Annotated in this window: 14 protein-coding genes; 1 reads left to right on the top strand and 13 read right to left on the bottom strand. The window is 37.0% G+C overall.

Going from position 1 to position 21349, the window contains the following annotated elements:
• Positions 1-33 precede the first annotated feature (33 nt).
• From BLU80_RS12625 to BLU80_RS12575, 11 genes are all read right to left on the bottom strand, one after another.
• Positions 34-1260, bottom strand: a complete 1227-nt coding sequence (locus BLU80_RS12625; RefSeq protein WP_091398938.1) for a delta-aminolevulinic acid dehydratase — start codon at positions 1258-1260, stop codon at positions 34-36.
• Positions 1247-2542, bottom strand: a complete 1296-nt coding sequence (locus tag BLU80_RS12620) for a phenylacetate--CoA ligase family protein (protein WP_091398935.1) — start codon at positions 2540-2542, stop codon at positions 1247-1249. The genes BLU80_RS12625 and BLU80_RS12620 overlap by 14 nt, the downstream gene beginning before the upstream one ends.
• 6 nt (positions 2543-2548) lie before the next feature.
• Complete coding sequence (locus tag BLU80_RS12615) at positions 2549-3835, bottom strand: glycosyltransferase (protein ID WP_091398932.1); 1287 nt, start codon at positions 3833-3835, stop codon at positions 2549-2551.
• A gap of 90 nt (positions 3836-3925) precedes the next feature.
• Complete coding sequence (locus BLU80_RS12610) at positions 3926-6271, bottom strand: GumC family protein (RefSeq protein WP_091398929.1); 2346 nt, start codon at positions 6269-6271, stop codon at positions 3926-3928.
• Positions 6272-6428: 157 nt separating this feature from the next.
• Positions 6429-7196 carry a polysaccharide biosynthesis/export family protein gene (locus BLU80_RS12605; protein ID WP_170831232.1) on the bottom strand — a complete coding sequence of 256 codons (768 nt, stop codon included), beginning with the start codon at positions 7194-7196 and terminating at the stop codon, positions 6429-6431.
• A gap of 322 nt (positions 7197-7518) precedes the next feature.
• Positions 7519-9354 (bottom strand): exopolysaccharide biosynthesis polyprenyl glycosylphosphotransferase, encoded by a 1836-nt coding sequence (locus BLU80_RS12600; RefSeq protein ID WP_091398925.1) that lies wholly within the window; start codon positions 9352-9354, stop codon positions 7519-7521.
• A gap of 1258 nt (positions 9355-10612) precedes the next feature.
• Complete coding sequence (locus tag BLU80_RS12595) at positions 10613-11386, bottom strand: polysaccharide lyase family 20 protein (protein ID WP_091398920.1); 774 nt, start codon at positions 11384-11386, stop codon at positions 10613-10615.
• A 165-nt stretch (positions 11387-11551) separates the two neighbouring features.
• Positions 11552-12607, bottom strand: a complete 1056-nt coding sequence (locus BLU80_RS12590) for a glycosyltransferase family 4 protein (protein ID WP_091398919.1) — start codon at positions 12605-12607, stop codon at positions 11552-11554.
• 75 nt (positions 12608-12682) lie between these two features.
• Positions 12683-14227, bottom strand: a complete 1545-nt coding sequence (locus tag BLU80_RS12585; RefSeq protein WP_091398918.1) for a lipopolysaccharide biosynthesis protein — start codon at positions 14225-14227, stop codon at positions 12683-12685.
• Between the two features lie 93 nt (positions 14228-14320).
• On the bottom strand, positions 14321-15592 hold the full coding sequence (locus BLU80_RS12580; protein WP_091398917.1) for a VpsF family polysaccharide biosynthesis protein: 1272 nt from the start codon (positions 15590-15592) through the stop codon (positions 14321-14323).
• A gap of 314 nt (positions 15593-15906) precedes the next feature.
• Positions 15907-16965 (bottom strand): glycosyltransferase, encoded by a 1059-nt coding sequence (locus tag BLU80_RS12575; RefSeq protein ID WP_091398915.1) that lies wholly within the window; start codon positions 16963-16965, stop codon positions 15907-15909.
• A 461-nt stretch (positions 16966-17426) separates the two neighbouring features.
• On the opposite strand from BLU80_RS12575, the gene BLU80_RS12570 reads away from it, so the two are divergent.
• A complete protein-coding gene (locus BLU80_RS12570) occupies positions 17427-18098 on the top strand; it encodes a S24 family peptidase (RefSeq protein WP_091398913.1) in 672 nt (223 codons plus the stop codon).
• Positions 18099-18273: 175 nt separating this feature from the next.
• Here the strand turns inward: BLU80_RS12570 and BLU80_RS12565 are convergent, their stop codons facing one another.
• Together BLU80_RS12565 and BLU80_RS12560 are read right to left on the bottom strand one after the other, a co-directional pair.
• Positions 18274-20016 carry a hypothetical protein gene (locus BLU80_RS12565; protein WP_091398910.1) on the bottom strand — a complete coding sequence of 581 codons (1743 nt, stop codon included), beginning with the start codon at positions 20014-20016 and terminating at the stop codon, positions 18274-18276.
• A gap of 11 nt (positions 20017-20027) precedes the next feature.
• Entirely contained in the window at positions 20028-20750 is a 723-nt protein-coding gene (locus BLU80_RS12560; protein ID WP_091398906.1) for a hypothetical protein, read from the bottom strand.
• Positions 20751-21349: the final 599 nt, after the last annotated feature.

Below are 21349 nucleotides of genomic sequence, written 5' to 3'. Positions count from 1 at the left end.
AACAATTGTATAATGAGCACAAATAGGTCACATCTAAAAATTACTTTTCTCAATAAAGAGTTTTTTTATCTTGCTCGAATTCCTGCCCAATTCTGAGCAGGTCAGATACTCGGACATGGCAAAGAACATCCAGGCCTGTGCCCAACGCATATAAGGAATTTTATTACTAAAATGCTTTCTGAGCTGATAATAAAAGAAACCTTCTTTATCCTGCATATTGGTTATAGTCCATTTCAGCACCTTATCTATTAGCACCTTCTGCTCATTAAATTTATTTAACTTAGAAAGGGTTATAATTAGCTGTGCCGTGCAGTGTATATCAATCGGATATAATTTATCATCAAAATATTTGGGGGCGCCTTCCTTGGTAAAAAAATTATCCAGATAGTAAGCAACGCCTTTTTTAATATAAGGTTCAAAAGCGGTCTCACCTGTATCTTGCTGAAAGGACATTAACGCTTCCAGATTAAAACCTGTATGAAAATTATCCACCCACTGATGAAAGGGAAGTGTTCCATATGACCAGGAACCGTCCTCATTTTGGGCATCACAACAATAACGAATCGAAGATTTAGCTGCTGAGAAAAGTTTGGTATTTCCGGTATATTTATAGATACGTCCCAATAATTTACTTCCCAACAATGAAGCGTTAAAAACCTGGGTAGAATCCTTTGGTGAATAGGAAAAACAAAAATCCCCACATTTATTATAAGTCCGGTTCAGATCCTTCATGATAAAATTAGCACTATCGACAGCAGCATCCAGAAAATGACCTGTGCCTGTAACCTCGTAAGCATCTATTAAAGCATTGGCAATAAAACAGGTGGCAACAACGGTCGGCGTATTCTTGGCCTGAAAAAAGGCTCTTGCCTGCCAGTCAAAATTATACCCCCAGCAATTACCCGAAAAGCCCGTTGATCTTAAAGACAGTAAAGCTTCAGCCAGAAAATTGATGTTCTCTAAGGTAGCTTCATCCGGGTGTTGGTAATAAAGATTACAATATCCACTTAAAAACAAACCAAGTCCCTTCGGGTTTAGTCCTTTTTCCACCCTGGCTATGGAGCGAAAATTTACAGGACTTCGCTTGAAGAACTGAATCCAGAATAATCTTGCTGTTCTATTCTCAGACAGGAAAGGTATTTTGGCAAATAAAGTGCTATTCAGACCGTCATATGGATCCCAACCCTTAAACTGCTCCCGTTCGCAGTAGGATTTTAGTTTTAAAAAACTAGCCATAATTATATCATTACTGCTTATCATGATTTCTGTTTTTAATTAGAGAATTAATGACCATTCTATATTTTCCGGCACCTGTTTTTATTATTTTATCTTCAGTGACCATTTGTAGTTTAATCGCAACCTGATCTCCCACCAGCAAACGCATTCTTTTTAACACCTCTCTATTATCAAAACTTGGATTATCCGATACTATATTTATGAAAATATAATCAGGATGATCCTGCAAAACCTGGGCAAACAGCACATCATCTACCCCTTTAAACACCTTGCTTACCCGGCCAATCTTCGTTCCATCTGGCAGATGAATATAATCATCTTCACGACCATGTATTTTTTCAATTTTGGCAGTAGCAGGACCCTTAACCGAACCTGCCGATTCTTTATCAAAAGGGGAAAGCTCAATCACATCATCCACCCTGTACCGAATCAAAGGAAAAGAATCATTAAATAAGCTAGTGGTCAGCATGTGGTTGTCAAATACTTCGTTTATGGAGTACCCAGGGGCAAAATGATATTGCCCGCCGGGGCATTCTTCAATTGCGACTGTGCGTTCTGCATTCCCATACCAGTCATAGATGTCCGCACCTATATAATTTTTTATTTTCTCCCTTTGAAACCCATAGAGGGTTTCTGAAGAAGTTATAGCTATAGGAATATTCAGATTGATATTTATTCTGCAAAGCTCATTTGACAATATTTCCAGGGAACTGGGATACCCGGAAATAAACTTGGGATTAAAGTCAAGTAATAATTTTATATATTTATATATATTATTCTTGTTAATATTATAACTGGATAAATAAAGGATATTGCTATTCTTATCAAACCTTGACAATTGATCACGATTCAAATCCCCTCTGAGCATCACAATCTTATCGCCTTGATGGACCCCGTGCATATTTCTAAAATTCCATATATAGGCATTCTCTGTAAGTATTGAATCAAAAGAACGATAAACAGTTAAAGACGAGCCGCTGGTTCCGCTCGTGCATCCTTTAAACATATAAAAAGCCGATCCTGTTAAAATATCTTTTTTAAAATTCCTAACCATATTTCTGTCAATCTGGGGTAATAAGTACATATCATCCATCGATTGTATTGATTTGACATTCACCCCAAAATCAGCGTAATACTTTTTATAAAACGGGCTATGCTTACAGGCCTGGTTAAAGATCTTTAGGAACTTTTTATTTTCATACTCCCGCAATTGATGTGAATCCATCTCATGGAACGAACGAACCTCTCTAATTTTCTGGTCCAGTAAAAAATTATGCCTAGCCTTATACCTTATATAGTCCAGCATCTTTATTTAATTTAAAAGATTTGAATAAATGAATTTTAGCTTTATCAATACCTTCTGTATGTCAAATTTTTGAACAATCTCCTTGGAAGCAGCCCCCATAACCTTTGTATCTGTCGGGTGTAAAAAGAAATGTTGAATTGCTTTTTGCATTCCTTTCCGGTCTTCAGGCTGAATCAAAAACCCATTTATTCCATTTAAAACCATGTCACCTCTTCTGCCCCTATAAGGCGCGATTATCGGTAATCCAAAATTCAGTGCTTCTAAAAAACTGGTATTATCCCGCCTTTCAACGGCAGGCAGTAAACACACGTTAGCTGTTTTAAATAACCTTGCCTTTAATCCTGGTTTACTACAATCCACATAAGTCACCAACTCTTCCAGATGTTTTTGGCGAATCAACCTGGAAATACAACCTGAGAATTGCAACCCTTTGTCTCTAAGAGCTTTACTCTCTTTACCAGGTGTATTGTCATGATTACCACTATCTGCAAACGCCTCCACTCCATTTTGTATACCTCCAATTAAAAGCACTACTTTTCCCTGATAAACGGATCTGTTACGCTCCATTAAATCCAGAATCCCTTTAAGCGTTTGCTCGCTGTAGTTTTGAGCCTCATTCCAAGCATCAGTTTTGCCACCAGATGGCTGCACCTCCGACAAGCTTTGATCCCCCCAGTACAAAAATTTAATCAGATCACCATCAATAAAAGAACCAGCAGTATCCTCCACCAGTTCAATACCTTCGGGAACAATAAAAACCAGCTTACAACTAAAATGGCTCTTAAAAAATGCCAGATCTGATTCGCAAGGGCAAAGAAGCATATCCATTCTACAAAGTAGCCATTTGATGACATTTTGGCCGAGCCGGTTCCGGCTTAAAAAATACTGTTCAAAATCATCGCTGTTCATATGATAAACCAGTTTCTTCTTAAATAGAATTCTTGCTAGTATGCAAAGCAGTATTTTCTCAATAAGTCCATCCAATAAAAACCTTTGAAAAGCATTGTTTCGTGTCTGCAATTTTACCTCATCCAGAATATGTACTACCCGAACCTCCTGGTCAATCAACAGGGTATAAAACATCTTACTGAATCCAATCAAAAAAAGAAACAGGCGTCTCAAAATACTCCCTTCCTGCCGAATACATCCAACATATTTAAATGGACGTATATGCTTTGCATAATCACTTATAACATGGTCCACCCCTTCCCCGTTCTCAGCAGCAGGGGCAGAACCGGCATCACGTGGCATTGCAAAGGCAGGGCCGATAAATAAAACTTGATTAAAACACATGTATGGTCATCTTGTTGATTAGAAAAAATTTCATATACACTCACAGGGCGGTGTCAAATGATTGCTTGATCATCTTTCTGATCCTCAAGACTAATTTTCAAAATATCCATAGTCTGCACCATAGTTTTGATAACCATTATAATATTTGCCTCTTTTACGATTCAAATCATTGATAACCAGGTTCAAATTGGGGAATTTCTCCTGTTGGTAGAATTCCTGAATTTGTTTTAGCAACTCTTTATAGGTAGTGCCTAATCGGACTAAAAACAGCGTCAAATCAGCATATCTGGACAATAAACGAGCGTCTGTAACAATGCAGGGAGCCGAGTCAATGAGAATATAGTCAAACCTTTGTTTGAGCTGATCGAAAAGATGTGTGGTACGATCAGTTATTAACAGTTCTGCAGGATTTGGCGGAATTGCGCCACTGGGAATAAAGGAAAGATTCGGTATTCCGTCTACACAATAGATAATATCATCCAAAGTCGCTTTACCAATTGCATACTGACTAAAGCCATTTTCATAATTGAGGCCTAATCTCTCCGCTAGTTTAGGTTTCCTCAGATCAAAATCAATAATCACCACTTTTTTACCCGAAAAGGCCAGCATTGCGCTGAGGTTCAGAGCTACATAGGATTTCCCTTCATTCGGCATGGAGGAAGTAAACAATATTACTTTTTGATGCTGGGATGGCAACAAATAACTTAAATCGGTCCTTAATATTCTGAACTGTTCAGCAACAGGATCCCTTGAGCTATGCGTAACTACGATGGCTCCATCTGCCGGCTTGCCATTATGCAAAATCTCAGCCAGTACAGGTGTTTGCGTATTATTTGCAATATCCTCTTTTGTTTCAACTTTTAGATTGGTCAGGTTCCGAAAAAAGGAAATGATAAATGGAAAAATTAGCCCCAGGACCATAGCAAAGGACAATACTAACTTTTTATTGGGCGCAACAGGTTGGGTCGCCACACGACCAGGGACAATGATCCTTGCATTGGATACAGTAGAGGACTTGGCGATTAATGATTCCTCACGCTTTTGAAGCAGGAATAAAAAAAGTTCTTGTTTAATGGCCTGTTGACGACTGTACTCTGTAAAAGTCCTCTCCTGGGCAGGCACTCTTCTTATCTTATTATTTAGGGCCCCTTCATTTTGCTGCATGCTGCCGATGCCCGCTTCCAAAGAATACTTGATAGAATTTAAGCCAGAGAGCATATCGCTTCTGAGTCCTTTAATTTGATTATCCAGGTTTTTAACCACAGGATGATCAGGAGTTGCGCTTAATAACACTCTTTCCTTTTGCAGTAAAAGCTTATTATAATTATCAATTATGGCGGATAAGGAACCATCGTTAATGGTCAGTGACGCTGGAACCACCCGATCATTGCCATTTTGCGAATGCATGTATTCTATTAAAGAATTTGTTATACTTAACTGCACCTGCTGCGCAGCCAGCTCCTTTGCATTCTCTCCTGCATTCGCAATCAAAGACTGGGACTGGGTAGGCAGATCAGCCAATTCATTATGTTGTTTAAAGTGCTGAATGTTACCTTCTATCGAATCGAGTTCTGCACCTACTGTAAACAGCCTGTTATTTAAAAATTCAATGGTGCTATCAGTAATACGGTTGTTATCTTCAATGTTAGACAACTGGTACACATGAATAAGCCCATTCATGATATCTATCCCTTGTTCAGGAATAGTTGTATTCAAAGACAAATTGATAATACTCGTCTGTTTATCAGAAATCTCTGCATTAATATTTTCCTTAAATCCATCAGCCACCGCATTAATACTAGAAACATCCATTTTTATATTCTGAGAACCGTCCCAGTCATTGGTTAATTCATTTTTCTCTAAGGTGAGCTGACCGATAGGCAAAACGACAGGTACAGACCATTTACCTTTCCATACATGCTTGTCGGAAGAAACGGTGAATCCACTTTTTCCATTTAAAGTAAATTCATAACTGAGTTGACTAGGATCCAGATTATCTGTCGAGAATCCCGTTATTGAAGTAGTAAATGGAAGGCTCTTTTTGTACAGCGGCTTACTTCTAAAGTCCTTATAAGTACTGAAGTTTAAATATAACTGTAAATCCGATACTACTTGGTGGATCAGGGGATAACTTACAAGAATATCTCTCTCATTATCCACGTTACTAGCTCCTGGAAAAAGTCCTAAACTTTGCAAGGAGGAAATACCATTACTTTGTGGCGAGTTGTTTTGCCCTGTATTATCCTTAATAAGAACGGTGGCCATAGCCTTATAGGTCGGATTGGCCACATACAGATAAATCCCGGCGAGTCCCACCATTACAATGGCACAAATCACACAATAATACCAGTTTGCTCTAATACGGTGGAAGATTTTGGTAAAATCAAATTTGGTCTCCTTTACCGGAACCAGTTGATCTAAAGTAGTCGTTTGCATATTTTAAAGAAATTAGAGATGAAGTATTGGAAGAAAAATCAAATAAAGACTGTGACGTATTATTAAAAATGAATGAATATTATTTGAGCAGAGAGAAAAGAGTTAGCCATCCCTTTGTAAAGTATTCTCAACTCGCAGCAGAACGGTTCATATAAATCTATAATCTGCTGATCACAATAAGAATGACCGAGAGAACAGATCCGGCAATAGCGTAAGTCCTTGTAGCTCTATTATCGGTCGAAGCAGCTTTAGATTTGGTTGGTTCCACATATATAACATCACCTTGTCTTAAATAAAAATAAGGCGAGCTCATCATCTGTGTATTGTTTAAGTTAAAACGAGCAACCTTTTTCTGAATGCCATTGTCCGAACGCATAAGTATTACATTATCTCTTTTACCATAAATAGTCATATCTCCGGCTAGAGAAAGCGCATCCAACACACTTGCCTTCTCCCCGGCTATATTATAAGAGCCCGGATGGGTAACTTCCCCTAATACATTAACCGTAAAGTTCGCCAATCGAACATTCACAACGGGTTGACGTAACAGCTTGGACGCTGCAGCAGTGACCGAATCCTTAATTTGCTCTGTCGTTTGGCCTTCAACATGAAAGCGCCCAAGAACGGGTAACTCAATATCACCATTCTTATCCACCAGATAACCGTTCAAATTTTTGGGCGCATTTAATACATCGGAAGTAGTTGTTGTTTTATCATCCTGACTAACATTAAAAGCTTCATTGGTCTGAGGATCAATTGTAGAAACTACTACCTGAAGTATATCATCTGGCTGAATGGTAATTGGATGGTAAACTGCAGTTTGAATGCTACGCCCCTGAGTATACATTTTACTACTATCATCCAGATCTTTAAAATAGCTAATCTGTTTATAGCTAGAACAGGAAAAGAGGCCCACAGATAACACACAACATATTGTGGTTATACCAATCAAGGTATGTGAGCCTCTAATCTGCCCTTTGCAGCAGGCGAAGAAATTTATGCAACGCATAATAAATTTGCTCCAATCAGAGCAATTGTCACGCAGGTTGTGACAGAAGGATAACAAAAATTTGCAGTTAGTTTTAGTACCCTTAGAAGTTCCAAGATAACGTCTCTTATCCATAAAAATTCGGTTTGAAAGCAGTTAAAAAATCAAAAGTTGAGTTGTAATACAATAATTTTCAATTGAAAATCCATATTATATAAATAAAGTAATAGCATATATAATGGAATAATAATTTGCCGGATCAATAAGCATTTTCTTCGCCACGCAGGATATTCCATACGGTTAAAAATATAATTTTCAAATCCAGCATAAGTGACCAGTTTTCAATATACCATACGTCGTGTAATACCCTCTCTTCAATAGCCTCTCTTGTTTTTGTCTCACCCCTGCAGCCATTTACCTGAGCCCAACCGGTAATGCCTGGCTTGGCAAAATGACGCACCATATAAGCATCCACTTCTTTGCTAAACTTATCTGTATGAGACACCATATGAGGCCGAGGTCCTACGACTGTCATATTGCCCAATAACACATTAAAAAACTGTGGCAACTCGTCTAAGCTCGTCCTGCGCAAAAAGGCACCTAGTTTAGTCAGACGGACATCATCTTTAACTGCCTGACGATCCTCACCTATGCCTTTTACCGTCCGCATACTTCTGAACTTATAGACTTTAAAAGGTTTATTATTAATCCCGGAACGCTCTTGTTTAAAAAATACCGGACCTTTTGATTCTAACTTAATAAGTAATCCGATAATGGGGGCAAGCCAACTTAGAATTAAAATCACCACCAAAACAGAAAAACAAAAATCGAAAACACGTTTTATGATAATATTGCTATCCACAGTCAAAGGTTCTTGCCTAATTGAAAGAACCGGAACAGTTCCCATATAATGAATGGTAGAACGTCTTCTTAAGATCTGGTAAAAATCAGGCAAAAATTTAATTCTGATCATATGATTGTCAGCCTCTTTAATTAGCAATCTGACCGTCTTTTCCTCCATACTTTGCATAGAGCAGTAAATTTCATCAATAGGCATTTTCCCAAAGTATTTAACGCAATCCATTATTCGGCCACGAATAACTTTACTCCAGGCGCTTGTATTAAAAGCTGCCTTAGCTACGGGCTTTAATTGGCCCTTTAGAATAGCATTAATTGTAGACGCATTAATATCCTTGTTAGTCGTTCCATTTGAAACGGAATCCGGAACACCAGCCGGTGGCCAATTTGCCAAATCGTTCCTTTTTTTGACCGGGGAAGAGCCTGCCCCCTGGTAAACCCTGAATTCTGCACCAACCTCGGGAATTTCCCCTATCATTTCTTCAACTGCCTCTGTTTGCTTACCATTCATATTTTCTATATGTGAACCCAATGAGATGGGTTCGTCTATCACCTTTGAAACAGAAATCCCTTTTCCAACTTCAGCAGCAAACTGTTCTAAATCGGAGGGTTGATTAAACCCATCATAAAAAAACCCACATAACCTTAAATCACATTGATTTTCTTCTATATAACTTTCCAGCAATTCACAACTGGAACTGTCTCCTATAATAAATACGTTCTTTTTCTTGCGGATTTTATCTTTAAAGTGTTTTCTGATGCTTAAAAGCAGAACTCGATTCCCGGCTAGAGCAGCTCCATATAAGAGATAAAACATACAAATAAAATAGACAAACAAATCAATGTTTTTAAATCCATCTAATAAAATAAGGATAAAAAACCAGGAACAGACGACAAAAACAAAGAAGACCTTAGCTAATGTCTGGAAGATTTCAACTGTGTCAATAAGCAATAAATTTTTATGGATCCCTCTTAAATAACTTAAAAAAATCCAGAGAACAGAAAAATATACCATGCCTGATAAATAGGTCTCGGAGAAAGTCAGATCCATGCCCATTAAAAGCAATCCGGTAATACATAGGCAAATATTCAATAATGCTAGATCTAAAAGAAGCATGACTATTTTTCCGTACCCAAGCAGGCTCGTAAATAATCTTTCAACTATTACCCGCGACTCTATTTTTGAAGAAAAGTCAAAGGAGGCAGTTTGTTCAATATTTTTTACACCTATACTCATAGCATACGACTTTGAATGAAATGCAATTATTTGAAATAGTTGCTATAAAAATTCTTAGTTCCTTAATTTCAAATGTTTCGGTTAAAGCACTCCATTTGTGAATGATCCCTCACCCGTTTCTCATTACGGATAAGTTGTTAGTTTTGGTTGCAGCCACTGTTGAAAGCCGGTAAGTCAAACCCCTCATATAGGTTGAACTTTCCAACGATTATAATTTCAGCATTATATTCGTCTGACTCGTTAATCGTCAAGACATTAAATTTTTAAATTATAGGGACACGCATATTCTTTATTCTTATCTCGGTAAAATAAATCCTTGATTGGTATAATAACCTTACTCAAATTGATGTTCACTTTACACATCAACTACCAATGGTTTACAATTAAAGTAACGGTCATGTTATCGGCTAATTTTTTCACAAACAAAATCTAAGCCTCAGCCTAAACAACAATTCCCGTAGAATCATAAAGGTTTGTTTCAGATTTAGAAACAAAAACAGCAGACCCTTTGTCAACCATCAGTCTCAGTGTACAAATACCTAAATCCACAAGCAGAAATACCAATCAAACAAAATCTAGAAATATTTAATGTAATAGTCCTTCTATATCACGCTTCACAAATTGCAGTATTCTTCTAATTCCAATAATTACCATTTTGAAAATCAGGTTTTTGGTATCCCGATGACTTCCTAAGGGCCATTACACCCAGGCCTTAAAACTATTCAATATAAGCACGTTATCATCTTAACTGTTCCACGAATCATTAAGAGCCTTATAGTCTTACTTGGTCTATAAAAGGAAAAATAACTTATACTTTCAAACCGGGCGATATGAACCCGTTCATCATTGAAAATTATTCTTCTCATTGCGCTTGCCTTTGTTTATTTCCGCTATTAAATCTTATGGGGGCTATTGCAATTAATTGTTTTGGTTCATATCTCTAAAATAAACGAGATAAGTTTCATAAATCCATCTTTCTTTAATTATCTGTAAATAATTAAATCCTCATATTAGTTTTCAACAGTTCAATTATCACGTCCTGTATGTTAGAGCAAATTTAAGTCAGGTTTTAATAATAAACAAGTTTTTATGCATTTTTATTCAATTTATTTTTCATCTCTTACAATTTATATCGCATAATCTTTTTTATTCTATCTACAAACTTGAATTTCAACACCCTATTAATAATGCAAAACAAACTCATTCACATAAAAAATCTATAGTACCACAACATCAATGTAGAATTTGGTGCAACACGTCATTTTTCTTTCAAAAAATCACCGATTTTCATATTACTTTCACCCAGTTTTACCCCTCCGAAATAAAGAACGCGTTTATCAATTGAAGTCTGGATTTGATTATTATTCCAATCCCATTTATAAATGCCGAATTTAAAAAATGGCCCCGTCTGATCATTATAATAATTGGGTCCTCGTCTGTAATAGCATTTAACGCCATCTCTCCAGACTTCCAGAATACCCGTATTCTTATAATTAAATTTTATATGAAAAACCCAGTCTGTCCATCTCATATCAACCGCATTACCTAAACAGACAGTTTCCAGGCCAGAAAGGGTATTATTTGAATTGACGGCCTCTGAAGCCCACCTTGTCACTAAGAGCCACATCCCATTTTGAATGGTAAGCGCAATAGGCGGAGAGCGCCAGGTTTCTCCTAAAGAAAAATCCGGAACCGCATGCCATTGTGCTACAATTTCCGGTAAGGAATCAACTGCGTAATCTTTAGGCAGCCAGATACTAAAGACATACCACCTATCCACAGGTAGGCTTTTCTCCGGGCGAAACATAATTTCCGCTCTTTTGCCATTTGCGACAGCGGTATCAAATCTTTGTAATTCAAAACGAATGGATGGCTTTCCCTTAAATTTTACATCATTTGAAAGTTCTATTGATCTACTGGAAGGAGCCTGAATAGAACTATTTTTATCATGTAGCTCAAATGAGTACACCTGTGCCTGAACACACATTACCCCGCAATAAAACAAAACCATAACTGCAACAATCTTCAGCATCAGTCATTGAACTTAAAGGAAATACAAATAATTTTTATTCAATACGTTTAAAGGACTCACGATGAAATACATTCTTATAACTAATGTGGCGCCTACTGACTTATTGTTTATCCGTAGAATTTCAGATAGTCAAAATACTCCAGCCAAATACATCTTCCGCAATTCCTACAAAGATTCATACAATGCATTTAGCTTGGGCAAAATACTTTGAATATCAAAAGCTGTGCTTCTTACCTTTCCCCTATGTCCCATTTTAAGAATATCACTTGGAGAGTCAATAAAATGGTCAATACCTCTTTTTAGGGCAGATTTATCACCTGGCTCTATTAAGAACCCATTTACGTCTGTAGCAAGAATTTCTGGAATCCCTCCAATATTAGTCGAGATTACAGGTAAACAATAATTCATCGCCTCCAAAATAGACATTGGCAATCCTTCTATGTAAGAAGGCAGTAAATATACATTCGCCTCTAACAAAAGCTGATGTTTCTTTAATCCAGAAACCCAACCTTCAAAAAAGACAAAGGAACTTAATTGGTTCTCTTTTATAAAAGACTCCAGCCGAATCGTTTCTCCATTACCACCAAACCTGAACTTAGCTTTTTGTTTGTACAGTTCCCGGTTATCTCTTATTACTTCTAACAAATCAAATACACCTTTAGCATCACATATTTTTCCTAAGAATAAAAATTCAACGGTAATAATTTTTTCAATTTTAATATTCTTGTTTTGTTCGATGGGATTATTAAGCACCAATAGGCGTTTAGCATTAAAATGACTTTTAAAATAGGCCTCCCAGCTATTGGATAAGCAAATCAGGGCATCCGCCCTATTGACAAAATGTTCTATAAACCTTCTTTGTGCTTTATTAGACCGTTCATAAAATCGGTCAAATGAACCACCATGCATATGGTAGGCAACCTTTTTTCCAAAAATATATTTTGCCATTAAAAATAGAAGATATTTACGATAAAAGCTGCCTTTGGTGGAACCGTGAATATGTACAATCTTAATTTGAGGTACAGTAAGCAACTTAAAAAAAACACGAAATAAGCAAAGACCAAAAAACACCATTTTACCGAGTGCATTATAATTACCATCAAAAGAAGGACAAAAATTAAAAGGTTTAATATTTTTCGAATAGACTTCCAAAACAGCACCTATCCCCCCAGTATGATTCTTATAGTTAGGTCCAATAAATAATATATCTTCATATCCCATAATCTATAATTTTAATTATCCAAGAAATCCGCAAAGCAAAATCAAATTTTGCTTTGCGGATAATTTAAAATTAAATCAACATTCACTCAAACGACCAACGCCTATTCGTGCAAGTGCCTTCAAAACAAAATTCTTCGCGAATTGCCTTTCTTTTAAGTTCAGTCCCAAAATCCATGTTATCAAACAGGCCAATAGTACAATCACTAAAATAGTCGAAAAATTATATAGTATACTGCTGGTCATATAGTAGCGGCTGATGAAAAAGCCAAGGCCCATATTCACTGTGAATACCAAAATAATAGGTTGAATAACCGTTTTTAAATAACGCATTAAGTCTATCTTGACAATCCTCTCCGCAATCTTTAATATCAGCGCCAGATTAATCAATTCAAAAACGGCCACCACCACATAAGCTGTATATAACGCATAACCCTCCCTTAACAGCAGATAAGCCACTAGTAAAGGCAATAGTAAAGTAATGGATTCCAGAATTTGATACAATTTTATATCACCTACAGCCTTAATTATCATATCTATTGGATAATGAAAGGTTCTGATTAGAATAAAAACCAAGGTCAACTGTGTAAAGACCACAGTATATTGAGGTACTTCATATAACCAAATACCTAATAAGAAATTAGTATAAAAAAAAAGCGGCAAACATAAAATAGACATTATAAAAAAAGCAAGCTTGGTAATGGAACAAAACAGCTCTTCAAACCGCTTGTGCTCCCCTTTGGCATACAACTCTGTTAAATGTGGAGAGCTGGCCAGCTGGATATTCATATTAAACAAGCCTAAAGCCGTCCGGATCTGATGAGAAACACCTCTGGCAGCATTGGCTACAGGGCCTCCAAAGAGGTTCAGAATAATATTTAACCCTTCAGTTGTCAACGTATAAGAGGAGGTTCCCAGGAAGTTCCAGCCTGCAAAAGATCCTAATTGCTTAAATAAAGATTTATCCCACACAAATCTATATTTACAGATATCAAATGTTCGAATACAGTAAATTGAGGTTACAAACCTGATTAAAAAAGAAACCGCCAGAATAAAGAAAGAATATAAAATAAGGCGGTCCATCCCGAAAAAAGGAAGGAGCAATACAGTTCCCAATTTTAAAGAAGCCTCCAATATTGTGATATAGGCATAAATTTTCATTTTCTGATTTGCAATAATCACCGCATCCTGCGGAATAGTCATTATTGTTACAATACTGGAAGCGATGGCAAATTGAAAAATCCAATTGGCAGCCCCTAACCTATCAGCAGGTATAACCAGTTTGTGATTTAAAAACCATAAACCGGCACTTTCTGTAATCACTAAAAAGACAAGCGAGATCAGAATATGAATATTGACACCCATACTATAAATTTTCTGCAGATTTTCCTTGCCATCTACACCCATTTCATAATTTAAAAAACGCTGAATGGAAGAAGAAAACGCGCCTCTTAATGATGCCAACATCTCAACAATACCGACAATAATACTAAAAAGCCCATAATCGTTAATACCCAATGATTTCAAAAGAATTCTGGATGTAAAAAAAGTAATGACCATCATAACGATCATCCTGACATATAAAAACCCCGTATTTTTAACTATATTCCGACTTGCGCCCATTCTATTTATTTAAGTATTTAAAGGCATTTTTACACCTTAAGGCATTTAAAGTTTTAAAACCAATCGTTAGCAGTACCTATATCAGGTCAACAACTAAATTATTTCCAGATTTGGTTTTGGGAAGGCAGGCACACTATAACCGGTCCCGGATTGACTGACTCTTATTACATACCGGAATGGATTAAAGCCAGCGGTACAAAGAATGAAAGTACTGATTGCACCCGTATTTGTAGCCAGGGAGTTATTCGTAGAGGCCACAAACAAGAACAAGGCAATCAAATATAATCGTTCGTTAATATATAAATAATACAGCCTGTTATACAATAATGCCACTATGCTGATGCTCAATAAAACGGTAAATACCAACCCAAATCGAAGAATCCATTGCAACCAGAAGTTTTCAATAATTGCCAGATCCAACTTCATCTGTAATACCTCGATTTTGTGGGAGGATATACCCCATAAAATCTCATTTACACTAACATAATCCATGATAGACAGGATGCGAACCCTTGCTCCTGCGCTTCCTTCGTCATACAAGGAAACAGAAAGTAGTCTATCTCCAAAGTGAGTAAAAAAGAGCAGCCCCGTTAATACCAAGCCTCCGAATATAAAATAGAGATAGGTATAAAATTTACTGTTAGATTTAATTAAACTGAAAGTACTTTTATTATATAAATACCTATAAATAAAATAATGAAGAATAGTCAGGCCCAAAAAACCATATATAGCGCCTCTGGATCCAAAACAAAGTAATGCAATCATGCCCAGTAACAGTAATAGATTTTTATACTTGATGCGGCTCAGGTAAAGAAAACCCATAATCACGATCAGATTGAGCGCATTATTTAATGGATGCCCTAATAAAGCAGTTGATCGGAAAGCCGCTTCATAATAATCAGTGAGTACATTTAAAGATAGCGGTGGAAAAAAATTACGGCTCAACAACCTTTCAACAACTGCAAACAAGCAGTCAACAACAAAAAATATCAAAATAATTCTTTGCACAGAAAGATTAAGTTTATAATCATACTTAGGTAAAATAATGGCCAACATGGCGCTGGCTATTAGTGTATCACCAATAAAAGAAATGGCACTTGTTCTTTTCTGAAAGATAATATACATCAATAACAATAAACATAGGGCCAATAAGGCAAACCCATATTTTTTCCTATAAAGAATACTCCAAAACATCTCTGCTTTGTAAAATAGAACAAATACAAAACCAATAAGGATTATATAAGTTGACGGCAATATTTTAAAATATGCCGGACCTGTATCACCTCCCACATAACCAATTTTGTTTAATAGAGGAGTAAATACAAATAGAGAGAAAAACGAAAACAATAAAATTAAATTTTTCATTCATTTAATTATTAAATCATGATGAGAATCAAAACTTAAGCAGTTATACTATTTTCTTTGCCAGCAATCCAGCAGCTGCAATTCCGATGGGTTTACTGGTAAAGAAAATGGCTGGTAAAACAAACCGTATAACAGTTCTAATGAACCGAAATAATTGGATCAGCATATACTTTAAATACGTTCGGACGAATGACACCTATGTTTCAAATAAAAAAATACTCCTGTAATTTTATTCAGGTTTTGTCTAGCTTAATAACGTACCATTTAACTCATCCCATATTAATTATATTCATTTAAGTCATAATAGTCCATATCTATAATGTTTTATAGCTATTTAAATACTTGGTTGCAGTAACAGCAATATTGAAATTACCATTGCAATAGTCATATGCACTTTCTACTCTTTTTTCCAAAACGGCAGATGTCCTCATTCGAGAAAATTCAATAAGTTTAAAAGTCAGATCTTCCACATTTCCGCTTTCAAAATAAGATCCGTACTTACCATCCTTAATTAATTCCATCGGCCCCTCTATATTGGAAACCAGGACAGGCACCTTGGCTGCCATTGCTTCAGCAATAGTAAGCCCAAAGCCTTCATTCAGTGAGGGTTGGATCAGCAAGTCATACTCTCTTAAATGTTCATAAATATATTCCCTGCTTCTTATTCCTAAAAAATGTACATAATCAGAAATGCCCAATTCACTTGCCAGCCCTTGAAGGTATTCATTGGACTTCCCTGCACCAATGAAGTCCAGTTGAAAAGGTGGATATCCTTTTTGGATTATCCTTTTTAAAGCAAATAATACCAGATGCTGCCCTTTTTTTTCATGATGCAGACGGCTAACCTGAACGATTTTTATATTGCTGACTTGTAATGCAGAGTCAAATCCTTCACCTTTGATTTTTATGTCGTTACATCTGATTCCATTATATACAATATCAATATCCAACTTACTTCTGTCATAGACATCGTTTTTGACAGCTTCTGAAATAGCAAAGCATTTTCTGAATTTTTCCAGGTTCCTAATATCCCCTCCCGTATCATGAATGGTCAGAATTGTCTTTTGTCTATAAGACAAAGCCCAAATGGTATTGACCATATTATGATTGTGGCAATGAATAACATCTGGTTTAAATTTAAGGATCTCCCTATTGAGCTGAATCATCGGAAGCGGATTAACAGAGCCAGGTTTCCTGTTTAAACAAACAATTTCCACATCTTGAGAAATCGAGTTTTTCAACGTCTCATTAATGCCGGAATTGACTATAATCAGTTTCATGACCGCTTGCTTACATTGGCTATTAATAATATCAGCCAACATGGCTTCGGCACCACCCACATTAAATGAAAAAATTAAGTGTAAAATTCTCATATTCTTATCTTTTGCTAAAACATGCTCTTAATCAGCTCATTATTACCCAGCCTTAATTCAAGTCATAAAAATGCAAGTATTGCGCAAAGTATCATAACAGATCTAAATGTTAGTTTTGAATGCAGCCTCTTGCAATACCTGCAAAGAATTTCCAAATTGGCACTAGTTTTGATTTTGAAGATAATCAATAATTTAGCCTATCAAAAAACATGCATAACGGTTTTGGAGCATTGACAATTCAGTATATTTAAAATTTTAATTTGAAATAATATATAACTAAATGATAGAAAGATATTATGATTATAAGCCGATTTGTTGTCCACAATACTTTAATACTTTTTAATATTTAGATTGAAATTCATACGTAAATTTGTGTATAATTGCATAACTGCTTGACCTTGCATAATGCTTTGTTTCTGATTTAGAAACAAAAAATAAACAGAAATAGGTCAATTCTAAATATGAAACAAAAATCATCCATTAAAAAACGTATCATACAATACGTTACCTTTAAAGGTATTACCAAATATGAGTTCTATAAAACCACCGGTATCACTCGCGGCATACTGGATCAGGACAATGGAATTACCGAAAGCAACATTCTAAAATTCATCCAGTCCTTTCCAGAAGTAAACATTGTTTGGTTAATAGTAGGGATCGGAGATATGCTAGGTCAGGAAGCGTCTTTATTAGGCGCATCCACAAAGCCAGGCACCGGTCACGAACTTACTGACACTCCGATTGGGCTGCCTTTAATCCCTTCTGAATACCTTGCGCCATTTTTAGCAGGAGACCAAACTGAACCCAATCCAGATTTCCCTACTAACTATGTTCAAACCCAATTCAGCGATGCCGACTTCTTCACTAGAGTGCGCGATTTATCACTCTTTCCTTTATACAACAGTGGAGACTTCATCGCCTGTAAACTCATCCAGTCAACAGATTTCATTCAATGGAATAAAATTTACGTTCTCTCTACCAGCCAGGGTGTAATTGTCAAAAGAATACTAGAAGGCAAAGATGAGCTCCATTTTAAAATGAGCAGCGACAATCCTTCCTTCCATACATTTGAAATCGCTCGTTCTGAAATCAAAGGCATGGCTCTTGTCCGAGGCGGAATCCATCTTGAATAACTGCCTGAACCTTAAATTATTCTCTTTTTGTAAACCGCAGCATTAACGCGAACCCTTTTAATTCTTATAAATATCAGCCCTGTAAAACCTATTAAACCATTTGAGCAGCAATCCAGAGAGGCTCCAATAAATTGAGACGGAATTCATGGTACCTCCCTGGTTGCTATATACTCAATCATAACAGCCCGTCGCAATTCTCTTTCAGCATCTCCAGATTGGTTGCCCCCGCCTTAGTTCCTATTAACTCTCCTGCACCCTGATTATCTCCTACAGTGGCCGTATTATCAACCAGGACAGTTTTATCATGTACTACTTTTACCGTATTACCCCAGATTGCTTTAAAATCATATCTTTTGTTTACACTCAGTAAATTGGTAGTTATATAGCCATTGGTCACCATACCCACCAATTTATAAGTATTGTCAGCGGCTCCGGCATCCTTAAAATAAAGATAGAAGGTCGGCAGCACAGTGATTGGGTTTTTATTATTGGGACATCTGACATATAGTTGCATGGTCGTCTTGGCATTGCTGGTCGCAGCAGTCTGATTAAGTGGCAGATCTACACCACCACCCTCACTTCCAAGTGTGGTTGCGACGCTACAAGGATCACTGACATTTCCGGAAAACATTTGATTACCAAAGGCATCAAATACTTTTATAATAATCGGCATTCCGGGGATGATACTTGCGGCCAATTGCTGACCGTCCATTATGGTTCCACTCAGGGTGTAGATTAATAAATCCGGATTAGTCCCGCCATCCTTTGTGGAATACACTTTTATGGTAACCGGGGTGGTCACGCCTGCGGCCAGCCAGGCAGCCTTAATTTTAAAGGCCAGACTAACCATGGCTGTGTTATTGGATAAAACTGTTGCAATACTACTATTGCAGGCTTTAATGAAATCACCCACCATAAACCAGCTCAGGTGGTCCACTGGAAAATGAACAGATAAATTTCCTGCCAGGTCTTCTACCGTAGCCATAGTCTCAAACTGAAAATATCCTTTATCCGTACTATAACTGAATACTTTTAACTGATCACCTGCTTTCACCGGCGCTTTCGTCTCAGGATTTATATAATCAGGGTTTAGTCGGATGGTAATATCAATAGGTGTGGTAAAGCCCTTTATGTCCTTGCCTGCTCCTGTCATAGAAAGCTCAATTAGGCCTGCCGGCATTAATGTCCCCGCCTGGAACTCGCCGCTCTGAACCAGTACTTTCTTTTGGGTCAGGTCACCGCCGGGAAATACCTGCAGTGCATCATTGCTTGACGTTTCAACATAAAGCGACGTAATCTGAATACTGGAAAGTTCATTGCCAAGGATTGTCCCATCCCCCGTTTTAAATCCTGTTCCGGCTTTAAGCCCTACAGTTGTTTTACCAGTAGTGCAGGTACAGGTTCCGGGGCCGACATATATGACCGTGTCTTTAATGACCTTACCGTTCTCTAATTTCAGCGTATTGGATTTCGATTCCACTCCTGCAGGTGGGTTGGCTCTGTCGATCATTACAACATAATGCATGGAACTACTATCTGCAACCGTAATTTCTACGGGTATATTTACAGTAGAATAGCCTGACTTTTTAATAATCACATTAAAAGCAACAGGATGATCTTCAGTCGGTAAATTATTGGGATCCACAGCAAATGCCAAAACACCCCCGCTAATCTTAAAATCCTGATAACCATTCATATTAAAGATCCTTGAGGCGTCCTCTCCGCTTAAAGTAACAGTAGCATCCTGCATATCTGCACCCGAACTGCCCGACACCTCAAATAAAGTGGTGTATTTGAATACTTTAGAATTTACTGTAATCTGGACGTCCTTTAAAGCATCTGTGCAACGGGTCATTACCAGACTCATAACTACCATGAGTGCCGCCACTAAGGCTACTATTACTTTATTTCTTTTCATTGTATCCAGTTTTAATAATTAAAAAAACCATAGGAAACCCCCACTTGAATAACAGGGAGCCACCTGTAATTCTTCAAATTGCGTTCAATTATCCACTCATTAGCTGTATTGCCCGACAACATTTTGTCTGCTGTTACATTCACGCTAGGTGATCTCAGATAATAAGATCCGATATCAATATTAAGCCCCAGGTAGCCGCCTTTAATCCCGCTTTTCAAATAAATATTTCTTGCGCCCAATCCCAGGTAAGGTGCCCAGCCTTTCCAGTCGACATTTGTCTTAACGGAGCCCAGCTCCTCCTTAGGAATCACTATTTCTCCGTAGTAATAATCCTCGCTTGGAACAGCTAGCGCGTCGGCCTCGGCCCTGAAAAAATAGGCTGCGCCGCCCACTACCGCTAGTCTGCGTATAAACATTGAATTACTGGAGCGTCTAAAAGGTTTTACTTCTGCCATCAGCGATGCGTTATAAAAGCGGCCCTTCAAATCCATATCATAATCATGCTTGCCCCAGCTTCTCATTTTACTTATACCTAATGGTGCTATTGATCCTGCTAGTCGCAAGGCAAAAACCTCACTGCTTGCATATGCCGCGTTTAGTCCAAAACCCTGGGTACCTACATGCGCCCCCATTGAGTAGCCCACCATAACATCTTCCACATTTTTATAACTATTACTTCGCTGCGCATTGACTGTTACAAACGCTAGCGTTTCCATCCACAAAACCACCATCATTAGTAATAATTTACATTTCATCTTCAGATGCGCTTAGCTTAAAAAACAGCCATAACCACGACCTTACAAACACAAATCTTTTGAAACACTTTGCTGAATCCTCATAACAGTTATAAAATGGCTGCAGAGACAGCCATTGGCGGAAAAAGATTTCCAATTTTCTAACCACCTTCCTAATCGTTGATATATTAATTCCGGAGGTAGAAGTTAAATAGTCTTTTCCTATTCACATAACATCTATATCGTTTTTCTATATTCTCTCTTGCCTTTTCTCTAAAAGTGTGGCGATAAAGGCACTCATTAATTTTGGTTTTAAACAGGCTTTATATGTCTTACCCTGTTTACAATTTGGAAACACTAACGATATATCTCACTGCAAATATAGATAAGATTTTCAGAAAAACAACTTTTCTTGTATTATTATTCAATTTTTCTTTCATTAAGCAAGATTTATTTTCCTTCTTAGAAATCAAAATATACTTAAACTATTGATATTCACAACTATTATAAAAAGAAAACTTTCTTACATACAACTACTAAACTAAACAATTAAAACAGCCGATTTAGGGCTGTCTCCTTAATTTATTTGAATTTAGCTC

The sequence above is a fragment of the Arachidicoccus rhizosphaerae genome (genome assembly GCF_900107765.1).
GTDB classification, from domain to species: Bacteria; Bacteroidota; Bacteroidia; order Chitinophagales; family Chitinophagaceae; genus Arachidicoccus; species Arachidicoccus rhizosphaerae.
The sequence above is the reverse complement of the archived record's forward strand: the minus strand, read 5'-3'. Positions and strand labels throughout refer to the sequence as shown.

What these genes read in the sequence shown, in the direction of transcription:
- BLU80_RS12625 (WP_091398938.1), bottom strand. Translation starts at nt 1,260, where the DNA reads ATGATAAGCAGTAATGATATAATTATGGCTAGTTTTTTAAAACTAAAA.
- BLU80_RS12620 (WP_091398935.1), bottom strand. Translation starts at nt 2,542, where the DNA reads ATGCTGGACTATATAAGGTATAAGGCTAGGCATAATTTTTTACTGGAC.
- BLU80_RS12615 (WP_091398932.1), bottom strand. Translation starts at nt 3,835, where the DNA reads ATGTGTTTTAATCAAGTTTTATTTATCGGCCCTGCCTTTGCAATGCCA.
- BLU80_RS12610 (WP_091398929.1), bottom strand. Translation starts at nt 6,271, where the DNA reads ATGCAAACGACTACTTTAGATCAACTGGTTCCGGTAAAGGAGACCAAA.
- BLU80_RS12600 (WP_091398925.1), bottom strand. Translation starts at nt 9,354, where the DNA reads ATGAGTATAGGTGTAAAAAATATTGAACAAACTGCCTCCTTTGACTTT.
- BLU80_RS12595 (WP_091398920.1), bottom strand. Translation starts at nt 11,386, where the DNA reads ATGCTGAAGATTGTTGCAGTTATGGTTTTGTTTTATTGCGGGGTAATG.
- BLU80_RS12590 (WP_091398919.1), bottom strand. Translation starts at nt 12,607, where the DNA reads ATGGGATATGAAGATATATTATTTATTGGACCTAACTATAAGAATCAT.
- BLU80_RS12585 (WP_091398918.1), bottom strand. Translation starts at nt 14,227, where the DNA reads ATGGGCGCAAGTCGGAATATAGTTAAAAATACGGGGTTTTTATATGTC.
- BLU80_RS12580 (WP_091398917.1), bottom strand. Translation starts at nt 15,592, where the DNA reads ATGAAAAATTTAATTTTATTGTTTTCGTTTTTCTCTCTATTTGTATTT.
- BLU80_RS12575 (WP_091398915.1), bottom strand. Translation starts at nt 16,965, where the DNA reads ATGAGAATTTTACACTTAATTTTTTCATTTAATGTGGGTGGTGCCGAA.
- BLU80_RS12570 (WP_091398913.1), top strand. Translation starts at nt 17,427, where the DNA reads ATGAAACAAAAATCATCCATTAAAAAACGTATCATACAATACGTTACC.
- BLU80_RS12565 (WP_091398910.1), bottom strand. Translation starts at nt 20,016, where the DNA reads ATGAAAAGAAATAAAGTAATAGTAGCCTTAGTGGCGGCACTCATGGTA.
- BLU80_RS12560 (WP_091398906.1), bottom strand. Translation starts at nt 20,750, where the DNA reads ATGATGGTGGTTTTGTGGATGGAAACGCTAGCGTTTGTAACAGTCAAT.